At 59.8% G+C, this 16590-nt stretch carries 17 protein-coding genes; 7 read left to right on the top strand and 10 right to left on the bottom strand.

Translation table 11 applies throughout. The features are described 5' to 3' along the window. Positions 1–72 precede the first annotated feature (72 nt). Positions 73–1698 carry a methyl-accepting chemotaxis protein gene (locus tag ACA056_RS06515; RefSeq protein WP_497271355.1) on the bottom strand — a complete coding sequence of 542 codons (1626 nt, stop codon included), beginning with the start codon at positions 1696–1698 and terminating at the stop codon, positions 73–75. 273 nt (positions 1699–1971) lie between these two features. Between ACA056_RS06515 and ACA056_RS06510 the strand changes: the two genes are divergently transcribed. After that, positions 1972–2994: a transporter gene (locus ACA056_RS06510; RefSeq protein ID WP_497271353.1), complete on the top strand. Its 1023-nt coding sequence runs from the start codon at positions 1972–1974 to the stop codon at positions 2992–2994. 110 nt (positions 2995–3104) lie between these two features. Beyond that, positions 3105–4718 carry an inorganic phosphate transporter gene (locus tag ACA056_RS06505; protein WP_497271351.1) on the top strand — a complete coding sequence of 538 codons (1614 nt, stop codon included), beginning with the start codon at positions 3105–3107 and terminating at the stop codon, positions 4716–4718. A 134-nt stretch (positions 4719–4852) separates the two neighbouring features. On the opposite strand, the gene ACA056_RS06500 is transcribed toward ACA056_RS06505, so the two are convergent. Next, a complete protein-coding gene (locus tag ACA056_RS06500; protein WP_497271349.1) occupies positions 4853–5749 on the bottom strand; it encodes a LysR family transcriptional regulator in 897 nt (298 codons plus the stop codon). A 121-nt stretch (positions 5750–5870) separates the two neighbouring features. Here ACA056_RS06500 and ACA056_RS06495 point away from each other — a divergent pair, with 121 nt between their 5' ends. After that, positions 5871–6629 carry an SDR family NAD(P)-dependent oxidoreductase gene (locus tag ACA056_RS06495; RefSeq protein ID WP_497271347.1) on the top strand — a complete coding sequence of 253 codons (759 nt, stop codon included), beginning with the start codon at positions 5871–5873 and terminating at the stop codon, positions 6627–6629. A gap of 52 nt (positions 6630–6681) precedes the next feature. On the opposite strand, the gene ACA056_RS06490 is transcribed toward ACA056_RS06495, so the two are convergent. After that, complete coding sequence (locus ACA056_RS06490; RefSeq protein WP_497271345.1) at positions 6682–7116, bottom strand: multidrug/biocide efflux PACE transporter; 435 nt, start codon at positions 7114–7116, stop codon at positions 6682–6684. Between the two features lie 90 nt (positions 7117–7206). On the opposite strand from ACA056_RS06490, the gene ACA056_RS06485 reads away from it, so the two are divergent. Beyond that, on the top strand, positions 7207–8061 hold the full coding sequence (locus ACA056_RS06485) for a LysR family transcriptional regulator (RefSeq protein ID WP_497271343.1): 855 nt from the start codon (positions 7207–7209) through the stop codon (positions 8059–8061). Positions 8062–8201: 140 nt separating this feature from the next. Here ACA056_RS06485 and ACA056_RS06480 read toward each other — a convergent pair whose 3' ends face one another. The 3 genes from ACA056_RS06480 to ACA056_RS06470 form a co-directional block, all read right to left on the bottom strand. Then, positions 8202–9479, bottom strand: a complete 1278-nt coding sequence (locus ACA056_RS06480; RefSeq protein WP_497271341.1) for an RNA polymerase sigma factor — start codon at positions 9477–9479, stop codon at positions 8202–8204. Next, positions 9479–9829 (bottom strand): YciI family protein, encoded by a 351-nt coding sequence (locus ACA056_RS06475; protein ID WP_008151161.1) that lies wholly within the window; start codon positions 9827–9829, stop codon positions 9479–9481. Before ACA056_RS06475 ends, ACA056_RS06480 begins: the two co-directional genes overlap by 1 nt. Positions 9830–9909: 80 nt before the next feature. Next, complete coding sequence (locus ACA056_RS06470; RefSeq protein WP_008151160.1) at positions 9910–10335, bottom strand: YybH family protein; 426 nt, start codon at positions 10333–10335, stop codon at positions 9910–9912. Positions 10336–10475: 140 nt separating this feature from the next. On the opposite strand from ACA056_RS06470, the gene ACA056_RS06465 reads away from it, so the two are divergent. Together ACA056_RS06465 and ACA056_RS06460 are read left to right on the top strand one after the other, a co-directional pair. Beyond that, positions 10476–10961: a GNAT family N-acetyltransferase gene (locus tag ACA056_RS06465; RefSeq protein WP_497271338.1), complete on the top strand. Its 486-nt coding sequence runs from the start codon at positions 10476–10478 to the stop codon at positions 10959–10961. A 7-nt stretch (positions 10962–10968) separates the two neighbouring features. Then, entirely contained in the window at positions 10969–11574 is a 606-nt protein-coding gene (locus tag ACA056_RS06460; protein WP_497271336.1) for a pyridoxamine 5'-phosphate oxidase family protein, read from the top strand. A 131-nt stretch (positions 11575–11705) separates the two neighbouring features. Here the strand turns inward: ACA056_RS06460 and ACA056_RS06455 are convergent, their stop codons facing one another. From ACA056_RS06455 to ACA056_RS06445, 3 genes are all read right to left on the bottom strand, one after another. After that, positions 11706–12194 (bottom strand): GNAT family N-acetyltransferase, encoded by a 489-nt coding sequence (locus tag ACA056_RS06455; RefSeq protein WP_497271335.1) that lies wholly within the window; start codon positions 12192–12194, stop codon positions 11706–11708. A gap of 314 nt (positions 12195–12508) precedes the next feature. Further along, positions 12509–12994 carry a GyrI-like domain-containing protein gene (locus ACA056_RS06450; RefSeq protein ID WP_497271333.1) on the bottom strand — a complete coding sequence of 162 codons (486 nt, stop codon included), beginning with the start codon at positions 12992–12994 and terminating at the stop codon, positions 12509–12511. Between the two features lie 67 nt (positions 12995–13061). Next, entirely contained in the window at positions 13062–13724 is a 663-nt protein-coding gene (locus ACA056_RS06445) for a LysE family translocator (protein ID WP_497271331.1), read from the bottom strand. A 139-nt stretch (positions 13725–13863) separates the two neighbouring features. Between ACA056_RS06445 and alaC the strand changes: the two genes are divergently transcribed. After that, the gene (gene alaC / locus ACA056_RS06440) at positions 13864–15081 is read left to right on the top strand and encodes an alanine transaminase (RefSeq protein WP_415773597.1); all 1218 of its coding nucleotides are present in this window, start codon (positions 13864–13866) and stop codon (positions 15079–15081) included. Between the two features lie 118 nt (positions 15082–15199). Here alaC and ACA056_RS06435 read toward each other — a convergent pair whose 3' ends face one another. Then, positions 15200–16552 (bottom strand): GntP family permease, encoded by a 1353-nt coding sequence (locus ACA056_RS06435; RefSeq protein WP_497271329.1) that lies wholly within the window; start codon positions 16550–16552, stop codon positions 15200–15202. Positions 16553–16590: the final 38 nt, after the last annotated feature.

The raw sequence follows: 16590 nt of genomic DNA, 5'->3' as shown, positions 1-16590 counted from the left end.
GACATCGACACTGCGGACTTGAGATCGACTGTGTACCGACTCGGTAAGCAAACCGGTACACAGCCCTTCCCGTTACGCGCTTAACCGCGCCGTCACTTCATTCAACTGCCCCGACAACCCGTGCAGGTTGTGGCTGGCCGCTTCGGTGCGTTGCACGTTGTCCAGGTTGGTACTGGCGATGCTGGTGATTTCCGTGAGGTTGCGCGAGATGTCTTCGGCCACCGACGTCTGCTCTTCCGCGGCGGTGGCGATCTGGCGGTTCATGTCGCGGATGGCTTCCACGGCAAGGGTGATGCGCTCCAGCATGGCGCCGGCCTGAGTCACTTGCTCGACACTTTCCTCACTGCGCGACTGACCGCTTTCAATCGCCTGAGCGGCGTCCACCGCACCGGTTTGCACCGTTTGAATGATCTGGTTGATCTCGATGATCGACGCCGCCGTGCGCTGGGCCAGGCTGCGGACTTCATCGGCCACCACCGCGAAACCGCGCCCGGCTTCACCGGCACGGGCGGCTTCGATGGCGGCGTTGAGCGCCAGCAGATTGGTCTGCTCGGCGATGCCGCGAATCACTTCCAGCACCTTGCCGATGCGCCCGCTGTCGGTTTCCAGACGACGGATGACCGTGGCGGTATTGGCGATTTCGCCGCGCATTTGGGTGATGGTGTGAATGGTGCCCTGCATGACTTTTTCGCCCTGCTGGGCGGACTGGTCGGCATCGTCGGCGGCACGTGCCGCATCGGCAGCGTGGCGTGCAACTTCTTGCGCAGTAGCGGACATTTCGTTCATCGCCGTGGCCACCTGATCGGTGCGGTTGAACTGCTCGTTAGTGCCGCTGGCCATCAGGGTGGCGATGGAGTTCAGTTCACCGCTGGCACTGTCCAAATCCGAGGCGCTGCGCTGCAAACGGCTGAAGGTTTCAGCAAGAAAATCGCGCAGGGTGTTGGCGGCCATTGCCAGTTTACCCAGCTCGTCCTGACGGGTGCTGGCCACGCGTTCGGCGAAACGACCCTGGCTGAGTTGCGCCACGTACTCGATCAGTTTGCGAATCGGTTCGACCAGATTGCGGTTGACCAGCCACAGGCTCAGCAACCCGATCAACAGACCCGAGGCGAGCATCACAATGATCCCCAGCAACACGGTGCGATCGGCATCGGCGCTGATCAGCTTCGATTGCTCGGCACCCTGCTTGCGCAATTCGCTGACCAACTCGCTCATCTGATCGCTGGTCGCGCGGTCCACACCTTTGACCGCCGTGTCGCCAACCGTTGGGTCGGCGTCTGCCGCCACGTAGGCGTCACGGCCTTTCTGATAAGCCGCGCCCAACAGACGATGTTCGTCCCGCAGGCGTTCGATGCGAGTCTTGAGTGACGGCTCGATACCCTTCTGCCCGGCCAGTTCACCGAGGATGCCCTGCACGTCGCGCTGACGGTCTTCGAATTGCTTCCAGTATTTGTCCAGATCCGCAGGCTGCTTGCCGCGTAGCAGGACGTTTTTCCACTCCTGCACCTGCACCTTGAATTGCAGGTTGGCTTCATCGATCAATTGCGATGTGTGCAGCGGGCCTTCGATCAGATTCGCGTAGCTCTGAACACCGCTGGACAGAAAGTGAAAGCAGGCCAGGGCGATCAGCAACATGGCCAACAGGCTGCCGCTCAACAAAGCAAGGATTTGTGCTCTCAGGGATTTTTGCAAAAACATCGAGTGATCTCATGGCAGGGATAAGGCACGCCCGACAGGCGTGCAAAGGTGTCCGGACATCCCTGTCTGCGACGCTGGCTGACGACCAGAATCGCAACTTCAACATCAGCCTCATCGGCGTGCCAGAGCCTTTCTTGAGCGCTTCCGACCATCGGTAGAAGGCACTTGGCCAGCGCCACGCACCTGTCACAAAACTGTCAAAGCTCCTTGCGATGATGCGGCTCAAGTGAACCTGTGAAACCCGCGACAGGCGCCTCCTCACAGCGAGACCTCATGAACCACAGCATCGACCAAAGCCATCGCGACACGGACCTGTTCGGTCTGCTGTACGGTTTCAGTTTTCGCCCCGGCGAGCGCGGTCGCGAGCTCGATTCGGCCAAGGCGTTGCAGTGCCTGCAACAACCCGGCGACAACGACGAATTTCTCTGGCTGCACCTGAATCTGGCCCACGCCGCATGCGAACGCTGGATGAAAAGCCATCTGGAATTGCCCGACGAATTTTTCGAAGCGCTGCATGAGGGCTCCCGTTCGACGCGCATCGAGCATGTGGATTCAGCGTTGCTGGCGGTGGTCAACGACGTGGTGTTCAACCTCAGCAGCATGGTTTCGTCCGATGTTTCGACGCTGTGGGTCTGCGCCCGCAGTCGGCTGATCGTCAGCGCACGCCTGCAACCGCTGCACTCGGTGGACAAGCTGCGTTCGTCGGTGAAGGCCGGTGAATGCTTTCGCTCGCCGCTGGAATTGCTGGTGCATCTGCTGCGAGATCAGGGTGAAGTGCTGACCCAGATCGTGCGCAAGACCAGCCTCAGCGTTGATCAGGTCGAAGATGAGTTGCTGTCCTCGCGGCTGTCGACCAACCGGGCTGAGCTGGGTGCCAACCGACGGGTGCTGGTGCGCCTGCAACGCTTGTTGGCACTGGAACCGGGCTCGTTGCTGCGCCTGCTCAATCGCCCGCCGCAGTGGTTGCAGAAGGAAGACGTCAAGGAGCTGCGCAAGTCCACCGAGGAGTTCGCGCTGATCATCAACGACCTCACGGCGCTGGGCGAACGGATCAAGCTGTTGCAGGAAGAAATCGCCGCCAACCTCAACGAACAGAGCAACCGCACGCTGTTCACCCTGACCGTGGTCACGGTGCTGGCGTTGCCGATCAACATCATCGCCGGGTTCTTTGGCATGAACGTCGGTGGGGTGCCGCTTTCCGGCGACCCGGAAGGGTTCTGGATCCTGGTGGCATTGGTCGCAACGTTTACCGTGATTGCGGGGCGTTGGGCGTTTCGTAAGCGCCAGGATTATTAAGATCTTTTGATTCTGCCTTTAAAAACCCAAACACTGATCCAACGCAGCCTCTCTGTAACATTCAGCAACGATCATGGGCGACACTCCTTCTCCCCTCAGGAATGTCCGTCATGGCTACTCCTTCCTTCACCGCCGCCCAGGCGCCCGCCAGTAACGCCAAACCGCAACTCGATAAAAAGCCCGGCCTGCTGACCATCGTGATTTTCTTCGCCGTGCTGGGCAGCGGGCTGTTGTTCACTGCCTACAGCCTGATGCACGACATGAACGAACTCGGCACCGTGGTGACCACCTGGACGCCGTTTCTGCTGTTGGGCGTGGCGCTGCTGATTGCCCTCGGCTTTGAGTTCGTCAACGGTTTTCACGACACCGCCAACGCCGTGGCCACGGTGATTTACACCAACTCTTTGCCGCCGAATTTCGCAGTGGCCTGGTCCGGGTTCTTCAACTTCCTCGGGGTGCTGTTGTCCAGCGGCGCGGTGGCGTTCGGCATCATCGCTCTGCTGCCGGTGGAGCTGATTCTGCAAGTCGGTTCCTCCGCCGGTTTCGCCATGATCTTCGCCCTGTTGATCGCCGCGATCCTGTGGAACCTCGGCACCTGGTGGCTGGGCTTGCCGGCGTCTTCGTCGCACACCCTGATCGGCTCGATCATCGGGGTCGGCGTGGCCAATGCCCTGATGCACGGCCGCGACGGCACCAGCGGTGTGGACTGGGCGCAGGCAACCAAAGTCGGTTACGCGCTGTTGCTGTCGCCGCTGATCGGCTTCGTGTTCGCCGCGCTATTGCTGCTGGCCTTGCGGGCTTTCGTCAAGAATCGTGCGCTGTATAAGGCACCGAAGGGCGACACTCCGCCACCGTGGTGGATTCGCGGCATGTTGATCCTGACTTGCACCGGCGTGTCCTTCGCCCACGGTTCCAACGACGGCCAGAAAGGCATGGGCCTGATCATGCTGATTCTGGTCGGCACGCTGCCGATGGCTTACGCGCTGAACCGCACTATGCCGGCGGACCAGGCGCTGCAGTTTGCCGCCGTGGCCGAAGTCACCCAGCAAGCGCTGGTCAAAAGTTCGCCGCTGCCAGCGCCCGCCGATCCTCGCGCGGTGTTGTCCGAATACATGCGCAGCAAGGAAGCCACACCACAACTGATCCCCGCCCTCGCCGCGTTAACCGGCAATATCGGGAACGAAGTGAAGGGCTACGGCTCGCTCTCAAAGGTCCCGGCCGAGGCCATGGGCAACGTGCGTAACGACATGTACCTGACCAGCGAAACCATTCGCCTGATGGACAAAAACAAGGTCGGCAACTTCGACGCCGACACCAGCGGCAAACTGCAACTGTTCAAGCAGCAGATCGACAACGCCACACGGTTCATTCCGCTGTGGGTGAAAATCGCGGTGGCCATCGCTCTGGGGCTGGGCACCATGGTCGGCTGGAAACGCATCGTGGTGACGGTCGGCGAGAAAATCGGCAAGACCCACCTGACTTACGCGCAAGGCGCCTCGGCGGAAACCGTCGCGATGCTGACCATCGGCGCGGCGGACATGTTCGGCCTGCCGGTCTCAACCACTCATGTACTGTCATCGGGCGTAGCCGGGACCATGGTCGCCAACGGCGGCGGCTTGCAGATGAAGACCGTCCGCAACCTGCTGATGGCCTGGGTGTTGACCTTGCCGGCGGCGATTCTGTTGTCGGGTAGTTTGTATTGGTTGTTCACCAAACTCTTCTGATACGCAGTAGTACCTGTGGGAGCGAGCTTGCTCCGGGCGGCGTTCCGACGATAGCGGACAGACAGTCGACATCTGCGTTGAATGTTAAGCCCCCATCGCGAGCAAGCTCGCTCCCACAGGTTATGTATTATTTTTCAAATGGTGGACTGGATCACTTGCCCGAGCCAGTCCATGAACGCTCTCACCCGCAACGGCAAATGCCGTTGCCGGGCGTAGAGCAGCGAAACCTCCATGGATGGCGCATTGAATTGCGGCAGCACCGCCACCAACTCGCCACTGAGCAGGTGGGGCTGCATGCCCATCAACGGCGCCTGGATCAAACCGAAACCGCCCAGACACGCCGACTCGTAGCAATCGGTGCTGTTGACCGTGACGCTGCCCGCCATCGGCACTCGATGCAGCTTGCCCTCTTGCTCGTACAAAAAACCCTCCGACCGCGAACCGAGTACGCCGACGTAATGGACCAGCCGATGCTGCGTCAGGTCTTCGAGCCGTTCAGGCACGCCATAACGCCGCAGATACTCGGGGCTGGCGCAGTTGACCATCGAAAAATCGCAGAGGTGGCGAGCGACCACCGATAGATCCGGCTGCGCGCCGACTCGCACCACGCAATCAAACCCTTCGCTGAGCAAATCGACCCGGCGGTCGGTGCTGCTGATTTCCAGCTCGAGATTGGGGTGCTGCGCCATGAACTCGGGCAAACGCGGCATCACCACCCGACGGGCCAGAATATTTGGCATGTCGATGCGAATCCGCCCAACGAGCGACGCCTCGTCCTGGCGAAACAGCCCTTCGATTTCATCCATGTGCGACAGCAAATCCTTGCTGCGCTCGTACAACACCAAGCCGTCCTGAGTCGCCTGAACCTTGCGCGTGGTGCGTTGCAGTAACCGCGTGCCGACCAGCATTTCGAGGGCCTGGACGTGCTCGGACACGGTGGACCTGGGCAAACCCAGGCTTTCACCGGCGAGGGTAAAACTCGACATCTCGGTGACGCGAACGAAGGTACGCAGCAGTTCCAGCTTGTTCATGGGCCGACCTTTATTGTTCGGATTAACCGACCAGTGATTCCGATTTAAGCCTGTTTATCACTTCAGGACGGATAAATAAACTTCCTCCACGTCATCACCCACTGCTCCTTGAGGAAGTCCCATGAACCGTAAAATCGCACTGATCACCGGCGCCAGCCGCGGCCTTGGCAAAAACGCAGCCCTGCATTTGGCAGCCCAAGGCATCGACATCATCGGCACTTACAACAGCCGCGCCGATGAGGCACAAGCACTGGTCACAGAAATAGAAAGCCTCGGCGCTCGTGCCGTCATGCTGCAACTGGACGTTGGCCAGAGTGAAGGCTTCGCAGATTTCGCCACGCAAGTCGCTGATGTATTGCGCAGTCGTTTTGATCGCGATCACTTCGACTTTTTGCTCAACAACGCCGGCATCGGCCTGAATGCAAACTTCGTTGACACCACCGTCGCCCAGTTCGATTTACTGATGAGCATCCATCTGAAGGGGCCGTTCTTCCTCACCCAGAACCTGCTGCCGCTGATGACTGACGGTGGCCGCATCCTCAACGTTTCCAGCGGTCTGACCCGCTTCAGCTTGCCGGGTTACGGCGCTTACGCGGCGATGAAAGGCGCAATGGAAGTGCTGACGCGTTATCAGGCGAAAGAACTCGGTGCGCGCGGCATTTCCGTGAACACCCTGGCGCCTGGCGCGATCGAAACCGATTTTGGCGGCGGCACGGTGCGAGATAACAGCGACGTGAACAGCTATGTCGCCGGCAATACCGCGTTGGGGCGCGTTGGTCAGCCGGACGATATCGGTGCTGCGATTGCGCTGCTGCTGGCGCCGGGAAGTCAGTGGATCAATGGGCAGCGCATCGAGGCGTCGGGCGGGATGTTTTTGTAACCTGAAACCTGTGGCGAGGAGGCAAGCCCCCTCGCCACAAAAATGACCACGTTCAACGAACTGCGCGAGGCATCAGGACCCGCTCCCGTACCACGTCATACGTCCAGTGGTAGACATAGGTGTACGGCAGGAAAAACAGCAGCACGCCGATATCCAGCACGAACGCTTGCCACAGGCTGACCTTCAGCCACCAGGCAATCAACGGCACACCCACTGCGACCAGACCGCCTTCGAACAACAGCGCATGGACAACACGTACCCACGCGTTGTGCACGATGTCGTAGTGTTTGAGCGCACGGTCGAACAATCCGTTGAAGACCACGTTCCAGGCCAGGGCAAGTGCCGCGATAGCCATGGTCACGACGCCCATGTCGAGCATCGGTTTGTCCATGATCCACGCCAGCAACGGGGTACAGATCAGGATCGCCAGCAATTCGAAACCAATGGCCTGGAAAATACGTTCAGTAATGGATTTGTTGGCGCTCATGGCCAGACTCCTCTGAGTGACTGTGGTTGCCATGATCCTTCTTCACACCGATACTTCATAACCAATAACCATCGATCAAGGCGATAGTTCATGGCCTCTCAAGAAGTGTTGCAGGCCTTCGTTCAGGCCGCGACTCAAGGCTCGTTTTCCGCCGCGGCGCGCAAACTGGGCCGCAGTCAGTCGACCATCAGCGCCGCCGTGGCCAGCCTTGAAATCGACTTGAACCTGACTCTGTTCGACCGCAGCAGCCGCAAACCGAGCCTGACCCCGGCCGGGCACGTGATGCTGCAACGGGCCGAGGACATTCTGGCCGCCACCAGCCGACTGGAAATGACCGCCAGCCAACTGTCCCAAGGGGTCGAGCCGAAGCTGACCGTGGCGATTTCCGACACGTATCAGTCGGACCGATTCGAAGCGGCGCTCAGCGCCTTCGAGCAGCGTTATCCGGATCTGGAACTTGAATGCCTGATCGCCGAGTGCGATGACCTGGTGGCCTTGGTGCAACGGGGTCGGGCGCATGTGGCCTTCGCCGAAAAACAAGACAGTTACCCGCCGGACCTGGTCAGTTCGACCGTGGAAGAACGGACCGAGATTGCCCTGTTCGTATCCCGCGAGCATCCGTTGGCTGCGCTGAGCCACATCGATCAGGACATGCTGCAACAACACCGGGAGCTGCGTCTGGCGACGATCGTCAATCCGTATGAAAGCCGGGCAAAGGGGCGCGTCTGGTCGGCGCCGAGTTATCTGATGCTGCTGGAAATGGCCCAGGGCGGGTTCGGCTGGGCGCCGTTGCCCCGATGGCTGGTGGAGCGGTTTGGGCCAGGGACGTTGCAGGAGCTGGACGTGCGCGGCTGGCCAAAACCGGTGTTCGTCGATGCACTGTGGTCGCGGCTGCATCCGCCAGGGCCGGCGGGGAGTTGGTTGTTAGGCAAGATGCTGGAATAGTGGTGGCGATTGTAAGGGCCACCCCTCACCCCAGCCCTCTCCCCAGAGGGGAGAGGGGGAAAGGGAGCAGATCTTCATGCTTTTCAAAACCTGAGTTCAACTTGGTATTTCAGGTCGATGTAGCTCCAAGAACACCTCGTTCAGTCCCCTCTACCCCCTGGGGAGAGGGTTAGGGTGAGGGGTCGATCTAACGCCTTAATCCGAGCCTCAATAAACCGCCGCTCCGGCACCTGCTGCGTCAACTCCAACGCCCGCTCATAAGCCGCCCGCGCCTCCTCAACCCTTCCCAGCTGCCGACAAAACTCCGCCCGCGCCGCGTGCGCCAAGTGGTAATCCTGCAAATCCCCCCGATTCAGAATCCCTTCAACCAATGTCAGCCCCGCCAACGGCCCATCCCGTTTGGAGATCGCCGCCGCACGGTTCAATTCGATCACTGGCGAAGGCGCCGCCCGCAACAGCACGTCATACAGACCCACAATCTCCAGCCAGTCCGTTTCCGCCGCCGTGGGCGCTTCGGCATGCGACGCCGCTATCGCCGCTTGCAGGCAGTAAGGCCCGAAGCGCCGGGTTGTCAGTGCACGCTCCACCAGTGCGCAACCTTCAGCAATCATCTCGGCGTCCCACAACGAACGGTCCTGCTCATCCAGCACGATCAACTCTCCGCTCGCCGACGTCCTGGCCGGGCGTCGGGATTCGTGCAGCAGCATCAGCGCCAGCAGCCCCATCACTTCGGGTTCGGGCAGCAGTTCCATCAACAAACGACCGAGCCGAATCGCCTCGCGGGTCAAATCCTCACGGGTCAGTTCCGCGCCCATGGACGCGGAATAGCCTTCGTTGAACACCAGGTAAATCACCCGCAGCACGCTGTCCAGGCGCTCGGGCAATTCCGCCAGGGTCGGCACTTGATAAGGAATTTTCGCGTCACGGATTTTGGCCTTGGCACGCACGATGCGCTGGGCGATGGTCGCTGGTGCCGACAGAAAGGCTCGGGCGATTTCTTCCGTGGTCAGGTCGCAGACTTCCCGCAGCGTCAACGGCACCTGGGCGTCCGCCGCGAGTGCCGGGTGGCAACAGGTGAAGATCAGGCGCAGGCGATCGTCTTCCACGTCTTCGTCACTCCAGTCGGCCTGCTCCAGCGCCTCCAGTTGAGCGATCAACATCGGTTGCGACGCGATGAAGCGTGCGCGCCGACGCAATACATCAATGGCCTTGAAACGCCCGGTGGACACAAGCCAGGTACGCGGATTGTCCGGTACACCGTCACGCTGCCAGCGCTCGACCGCGACGAAAAACGCCTCGTGCAAGGCTTCTTCGGCAAGATCGAAATCGCCGAGCAAACGGATCAGGGTCGCCAGAATCCGCCGTGACTCTTCGCGGTAAACCTGCTCGACCTGCGCCCGTACCGACTCGGCCGACATCAGGCGCCGGGATTCAACTGGCGAACGGGACGCACCTCGACACAACCGACCCGGGCCGCCGGGATGTTGCCGGCGACCTGGATGGCTTCATTGAGGTCCTTGGCATCGATCAGGTAAAAGCCGGCCAATTGCTCTTTGGTTTCGGCGAACGGGCCGTCGGTGATCGACATTTTCCCGTTGCGCATCCGCACCGTGGTCGCGGTCTGCACCGATTCCAGCGCCTCGGCGGCGACCATTCGGCCGCTGCCCTGGATCGCCTCGGCATAGGCCATGCATTCAGCGTCATTCGGGCTTTCGGGCAGCGAGTGCAACTCGTGCTCGTTGCTGTAGACCAGGCATAAATACTTCATGGGGCTCTCCTGAATCGAACGGATCAACTATGGCTGCAGATTGACGCTTTCGCGACATTCCCGACGAATCGGCCTGACACTCAGGGTTCCAGGTTGAACAGCACCGTGCCGCTCATCATGTCGAACGGGGCCGACCAGTGTTCGTGGACGATGCGCCATTGCCCATCGTCGCGCCGATAGCAGGCGGTCACGCGCATCCAGCAGGCCTGGGTTTCGCCCTTCTCGTTAGTGCCGCCGCAATGGGCCAGCCAATGGGCGAAGGCGATGTGCTCGTCCGCCACGATGTTCATATGGTCGAAATCAAACTTGTGCGCGCCCTGGCACATTTCCATGCATTCCTGCCAATGCGCGCGGTAGGCGGCCTTGCCCCGAAATTGCAGGGCCTTGACCGCGTCGTAGGAGACGATGTCCTCGGCATACAGGGGCATGAGTTTCTCGACATCCTTGGCGATGACCGCCTGACGATAGGTGTCGATCAGGGTCTGGATTTCGTGGGTAGCGTTCATGGTGGTTCTCCGTGGTTTTTGTTGTGAAGACACCCTTAGTCGTCTGGCGAAAAGCCAAATCGACAGCCGAAATAAAAATAATCCATGGACGCAAACTCGTTAGAATCCGAAACACATTTTGTTGGAAAAAGGACACTCCAGTGACAGCCCGACTCGTGCCTTACGACAGCCTGAACGCGCTCCAGCGCCAGCAGGTCGAGGCCATTGAAGTTCACAAAGAACAAATCAAATTCTCCGGCGACATTCACGGTGCGTTGCACACCTTGCTGTCCAAACCCGGCCCCGGCGTCAAAGGATTTACGCTACTGGTCGAGGAGGTTCCCGTGGCCTTTCTGCTGCTCAAGCGCCCGCCCGTGCTGCCGGCGTGGGCCGATGAACACAGCGCCACCCTTCACGCACTGCAAGTCGATCATCGGGCTCAGGGCAAAGGTTACGGCAAGGCCTGTCTGCAAGCCCTGCCCGACGTGGCGCGTCAGGCGTTTCCGGAAATAAAGGGGCTGGAGTTGTCGGTGGATGCGGACAACGCATCGGCCATCGCGCTTTACGCAAAATTCGGCTGGGTCGACAGCGGCGAAGCCTACAGAGGCCGGATCGGTTACGAACGGCGCATGGGTCTGATTTTCTGAGGTGGTCATGCTCAACAGCATCGAAGAACTGGAAGCCCTCTACGGCCAGCCCCACGACCGCGCCGTGCGCAAGCAAATCGCCTTTCTGAACGAGGATTATCAGGCGATGGTCCGCGCCTCGCCGCTGGTGATCGTCAGCTCGGTGGGGCCTGACGGGCTGGACGGTTCGCCGCGGGGCGACACGCCGGGTTTCGTGCGGATCATTGATGAACGCACCCTGGCGATCCCGGATCGGCCGGGCAACAACCGCATCGACACCCTGCGTAACGTCGTGCTCGATTCGCGGGTGTCGCTGTTGTTCATCATTCCCGGGATTGGCGAAACGTTGCGGGTTAACGGCACGGCAAAGATCAGCGCCGAACCTGGGTTGCTGGAGAGCTTCGCGGTGAATGGCAAACCGGCGCGCACGGTGATGCTGGTGACGGTCGAAGCAGCTTTTTTTCACTGTTCAAAAGCGATTGTGCGCTCAGACTTGTGGAACCCTGAGAAACATCTGGAGCGCTCGGCGCTGCCGACGGCGGGCGCCTTTCACAAGCGTTTGAACGAGGGGCAGTTCGATGCCGAGACGTATGACCGGGAAGCGCCGGCCAGGCTGCGCGAAAGCCTCTACTGACACGACGACTAACCAATGTGGGACCGAGCTTGCTCGCGATGACGATGGCACACACAACATTGATGTGACTGTCAGATTGCAATCGCGAGCAAGCTCGCTCCCACAGGGATCTTTGGTGTTCGGTAGATTTGTTACAACTCCAACACCATCTCATGCCACGCCATCCCGCCATGATCAGACGCTGAAGGCTTGATGTAGGCAAACCCAAACCCGGCATACAGCGGAATGTGCCGCTCCTTGCACATCAGATGGATGCTGGTCTTGCCCAGCGCGCGCATCCGCTCGATGAATTCGCCCATCAACCGTTTCGCCAGCCCCTGCCCCTGAAAATTCGGGTGCACCACCACCGACATGATGACCACGTGCGGGCCGGCCGGGTCGTGGCCGATGAGTTCCTTGAACGCCTCGTCCGACATTTCTACCTGAAACGCCGCACCGGAATTGATGAAACCGGCTACAACGCCATCGACTTCGGCCACGATGAAACCTTCGGGCCAGGTGGCAATGCGCGTGGCGATTTTTTCGCGGGTGGCGGCTTCGTCGCCTTCGTAGGCAACGGTTTCGATGGCGTAGCAGCGGTCCAGATCAGCAGGTGTGACGTGGCGGATGACGGTGGTCATGGCAGCTCGAATTCAGCGATGGAAAGGTGGGGGATCATAAATTAATAAGGTGTTCATATCGATCACCGCAGGCGCCGTAAAGCCTTCGTATAGGCGCTGTCATTGCTCGTCGGTGCGGATTATTGATGTGTCCTGTCTCTGGCCATCAATAGGGGGAACTCACCATGAGCAGCGTTCAGATCGGACTTCTTATGTTGTTGGGCATCAGCTCGTTTGGCTTTATCACGCTGACGATTGACCTGTTGCGGGCGCGACGGATGAAGCACGGCAAGTAACGAGATGGAGGCGGACGACTCGTCCGCCTCCCGCGGTAATCAAGGCTTGAGCGGCAGCCAGATTTCCAGCACGCCGGTGTTGAGCTTCGGGTTGAAATCTTCGCTGTAGCGTTCGAATTCCGGCGCGTCCGCCGCCTGATACCCGGACTGCGGCAGCCAGGTTTTCCAGATGTACTGAAACGTCTGCGGCAACTGATCGAGAGAGCCCTTGTGCTCGAACACGGCGTAGTGCTGAGGCTGGACCTCGACCCAACGGTATTTATCCGGCAGGTCGTCGAGTTTGTCGATTTCAACGCCGGCGATGTACTCGAAGCCGCCCTTGCCATCCGGATTGCAACAGATGCCGTAGGTCACTTCGTTTTTTTGACCAGGAATTTTGCCAATCTCGGGAATGAATTTCTCCCAGAGTGCGGGGATGCCGCTGGTCGTATCCGTGGTAAATCGTCCGCCAAGTCCTGCAATGAGCAGGAAGTGCCCGTGCTCGAAGCGTGGCTTGGCGATTTCGACGCCTGTTTGCTCATCCATGACTCAACTCCTGGAACAAAAAAGTGGGTTCGGCTGGGAGTATAGAAGCCAAACCCGATTCGCCCAGTTACAGTGTGTGCAACTGCTCGACGGCACCTGCGCCGACGAACTCGTTATACCCCGATAGGATCACGTAGACCGCGAAATAGCAGAAGATCGCCGCCGATGCCATGTAGGAGTAACGCAGCAGTTTGTCGCCCAGCAACTTGCCGCCGTGACTCGCTGCGAAGCACAAAGCGACGCACCAGAGCACCCCGGCGCAGAGAAACCCGCCGAGAAACAGCGCCGAGCTGAGGGCGTCACCGCCGCCGGAACGAGCGATTAATGTGCCACCCACCGCTGCGAACCAGAGAATGGCGCTGGGAGACGACATGGCGAGGAAGATCCCGCGGAAAAACTCCTTCCGGTGAGAGTTCTGCCCCACCTCTGCGGTCTGCGCCAGCACCGCTTCATGGTGGATCGCCGAGTAGATCATCTTCGCTGCGAAGTACAACAACAGCGCCGAACCGCCGATCCACAGCACCCAGCGCACGGATTCGTATTGCAGCAAAACGGTCATCCCGGCCAAGGCCAGTACGGCGTAGATCAGGTCGCCGACACAGGTCCCCAAACCCAGCGCGAAGCCTTGAAAATAGCCACGTTGCATCGCCAATGTGATCATCGCGATGTTGGCCACGCCGATGTCCAGGCACAGCGAAAGGCTCAGCAAGAAGCCACTGGTAAATTCCATCAACCGATTTCCTTCGGACAAATTTGTTTACATAGTCGCTGGACAGTTTGCCACATCAGCCCTTACATTCCGCCACAGGTCACCGCAGTGACCAGCGTCGCTCGGACGGTTCCGGGCGCTCACGTTATCCGAGGCAACAATGGCTAACCCAGGTTCGCCGCGCCGCTTTGCGCGCATAGATCGACTCCCCCCTTACGTATTCAACATCACTGCCGAGCTGAAGATGGCCGCCCGTCGTCGTGGCGAAGACATCATCGACTTCAGCATGGGCAACCCCGACGGCCCGACACCGCCGCACATCGTCGAAAAACTCGTCACCGTCGCCCAGCGCGAAGACACCCACGGTTATTCGACGTCCAAGGGCATTCCGCGTCTGCGTCGGGCGATTTCCAATTGGTACAAGGATCGCTACGAGGTCGACATCGACCCGGAAAGCGAAGCCATTGTCACCATCGGTTCCAAGGAAGGCCTGGCGCATTTGATGCTGGCCACCCTCGACCAGGGCGACACCGTTCTGGTGCCGAACCCGAGCTACCCGATTCACATCTACGGCGCGGTGATTGCCGGCGCTCAGGTGCGTTCGGTGCCGTTGATTCCGGGCGTGGACTTCTTCGCCGAACTGGAAAGCGCCATTCGTGGTTCGATTCCGAAACCGAAAATGATGATCCTCGGCTTCCCGTCGAATCCCACTGCTCAATGCGTGGAGCTGGATTTCTTCGAGCGAGTGATCGCCCTCGCCAAGCAATACGATGTGTTGGTGGTGCACGACCTGGCCTACGCCGACATCGTCTACGACGGCTGGAAAGCCCCGTCGATCATGCAAGTGCCGGGCGCCAAGGACATTGCGGTGGAGTTTTTCACCCTGTCCAAGAGCTACAACATGGCGGGCTGGCGCATCGGTTTCATGGTCGGCAACGCTGAACTGGTCAATGCCCTGGCGCGAATCAAGAGTTATCACGACTACGGCACGTTCACCCCGCTGCAAGTCGCGGCCATTGCGGCGCTGGAAGGTGATCAGCAGTGCGTCAAAGACATCGCCGAGCAGTATCGTCAGCGTCGCAACGTGCTGGTCAAAGGCCTGCATGAACTGGGCTGGATGGTCGAGAATCCGAAAGCGTCGATGTATGTCTGGGCGAAGATTCCCGAGGCGTATGCGCATTTGGGCTCGCTGGAGTTCGCTAAAAAACTGCTGGCCGAGGCCAAGGTTTGCGTCTCGCCGGGCGTGGGGTTTGGTGAGTATGGGGATGATCACGTGCGCTTCGCGCTGATCGAAAACCAGGACCGGATTCGTCAGGCCATACGCGGGATTCGCGGGATGTTCCGGGCGGATGGGTTGGTTCAGAAAACCAACGCCTGACACATAACACTGTGGGAGCGAGCTTGCTCGCGATGAGGACCTGACATTCAGCGAAGATGTTGAATGTTAGTCCGCCATCGCGAGCAAGCTCGCTCCCACATTTGTTTTGCGGTGTTACTTAGACGACCAGCGACAGCAGCAAGATAAAGATCAGCGCCACCACGGACAGGATGGTTTCCATCGCCGTCCAGGTCTTGAAGGTTTCTGCCACGGTCATGTTGAAGTATTGCTTCACCAGCCAGAAACCGGCGTCGTTGACGTGCGACAGCACCAGCGAACCGGCGCCGGTGGCCAGCACCAGCAGCTCACGGTTCACACCTGGAATCATCCCCACCACCGGTACTACGATGCCCGCGCCGGTAATGGTCGCCACGGTGGCCGAACCGGTGGCCACGCGAATTACCGCTGCGACCAGCCAGGCCAGCAGGATCGGCGAAATCTGCGCGTTCACCGCCATGTGGCCGATCACGTCACCCACACCGCTGGTCACCAGCATCTGCTTGAAGCCACCACCGGCACCGATGATCAGAATGATCGCGGCGGTCGGCGCCAGGCTGGCGTCGAGCAATTTCAGAATCGTGTTCGAGCCCATGCCCTGCTTGTAGCCAAAGGTGTACAGCGACAGCAGCAACGCCAGCAGCAGCGCGGAGATCGGGTGACCGATCAGGTCCATGAACGAGCGCGCGAAATTGCCTTCCGGCAGTACCACGTCGGCAAACGTCTTGAGCAACATCAGGAACACCGGCAGCAACACGGTGACCAGGGTGATGCCGAAGCTCGGCAACGTGGCGGCCTGAGGCTCGCGAGCCAGTTGATCCACCAGTTCCTGATTGGCATGGCCCGGAATGTACTTGGCAATGAACGTACCGAAGATCGGACCGGCAATAATGGCGGTCGGCAGCGCAACGATCAGGCCGTACAGAATGGTTTTTCCGATGTCGGCACCGAACACGCCGATGGCCAGCAACGGGCCCGGGTGCGGTGGCACCAGACCGTGGACCGCGGACAAACCAGCCAGCAGCGGGATACCGATCTTGATGATCGACACACCGGTGCGCCGGGCGACGATAAACACCAGCGGGATCAACAGCACGAAGCCGATTTCGAAGAACAGCGGAATGCCGACCAGGAAGGCCGCGAACATCATCGCCCACTGCACCTTGTCCTTGCCGAACGCGCGAATCAGGGTCTGGGCAATCTGATCCGCCCCGCCCGATTCGGCCATCATTTTGCCGAGCATCGTGCCCAGCGCGAGGATGATCCCGACGAAACCGAGCACCCCGCCGAAGCCATCCTGGAACGCCTTGATGACGGTGCCGATCGGCATGCCGGAGGTCAGCCCGAGAAAGGCTGCTGCAATGATCAGGGCAATGAACGGGTGGAACTTGAACTTGGTGATCAGGACGATAAGCCCGATCACCGTGACCACTGCATCGAGCAGCAGGAACGTCTCGTGGGACATGCCAAACATTAGGGGTGTCTCCTGGTTGTTGTTGTTATTAAAGCGGG

It is taken from the genome of Pseudomonas sp. LBUM1666 (assembly GCF_059695775.1).
The sequence above is the reverse complement of the archived record's forward strand: the minus strand, read 5'-3'. Positions and strand labels throughout refer to the sequence as shown.

Coding starts and splice junctions, on each gene's coding strand:
- ACA056_RS06460 (WP_497271336.1), top strand. CDS start 10,969: ATGCTCAACAGCATCGAAGAACTGGAAGCCCTCTACGGCCAGCCCCAC.
- ACA056_RS06515 (WP_497271355.1), bottom strand. CDS start 1,698: ATGTTTTTGCAAAAATCCCTGAGAGCACAAATCCTTGCTTTGTTGAGC.
- ACA056_RS06435 (WP_497271329.1), bottom strand. CDS start 16,552: ATGTTTGGCATGTCCCACGAGACGTTCCTGCTGCTCGATGCAGTGGTC.
- ACA056_RS06510 (WP_497271353.1), top strand. CDS start 1,972: ATGAACCACAGCATCGACCAAAGCCATCGCGACACGGACCTGTTCGGT.
- ACA056_RS06475 (WP_008151161.1), bottom strand. CDS start 9,829: ATGAAGTATTTATGCCTGGTCTACAGCAACGAGCACGAGTTGCACTCG.
- ACA056_RS06495 (WP_497271347.1), top strand. CDS start 5,871: ATGAACCGTAAAATCGCACTGATCACCGGCGCCAGCCGCGGCCTTGGC.
- alaC (WP_415773597.1), top strand. CDS start 13,864: ATGGCTAACCCAGGTTCGCCGCGCCGCTTTGCGCGCATAGATCGACTC.
- ACA056_RS06470 (WP_008151160.1), bottom strand. CDS start 10,335: ATGAACGCTACCCACGAAATCCAGACCCTGATCGACACCTATCGTCAG.
- ACA056_RS06480 (WP_497271341.1), bottom strand. CDS start 9,479: ATGTCGGCCGAGTCGGTACGGGCGCAGGTCGAGCAGGTTTACCGCGAA.
- ACA056_RS06485 (WP_497271343.1), top strand. CDS start 7,207: ATGGCCTCTCAAGAAGTGTTGCAGGCCTTCGTTCAGGCCGCGACTCAA.
- ACA056_RS06455 (WP_497271335.1), bottom strand. CDS start 12,194: ATGACCACCGTCATCCGCCACGTCACACCTGCTGATCTGGACCGCTGC.
- ACA056_RS06450 (WP_497271333.1), bottom strand. CDS start 12,994: ATGGATGAGCAAACAGGCGTCGAAATCGCCAAGCCACGCTTCGAGCAC.
- ACA056_RS06445 (WP_497271331.1), bottom strand. CDS start 13,724: ATGGAATTTACCAGTGGCTTCTTGCTGAGCCTTTCGCTGTGCCTGGAC.
- ACA056_RS06500 (WP_497271349.1), bottom strand. CDS start 5,749: ATGAACAAGCTGGAACTGCTGCGTACCTTCGTTCGCGTCACCGAGATG.
- ACA056_RS06490 (WP_497271345.1), bottom strand. CDS start 7,116: ATGAGCGCCAACAAATCCATTACTGAACGTATTTTCCAGGCCATTGGT.
- ACA056_RS06505 (WP_497271351.1), top strand. CDS start 3,105: ATGGCTACTCCTTCCTTCACCGCCGCCCAGGCGCCCGCCAGTAACGCC.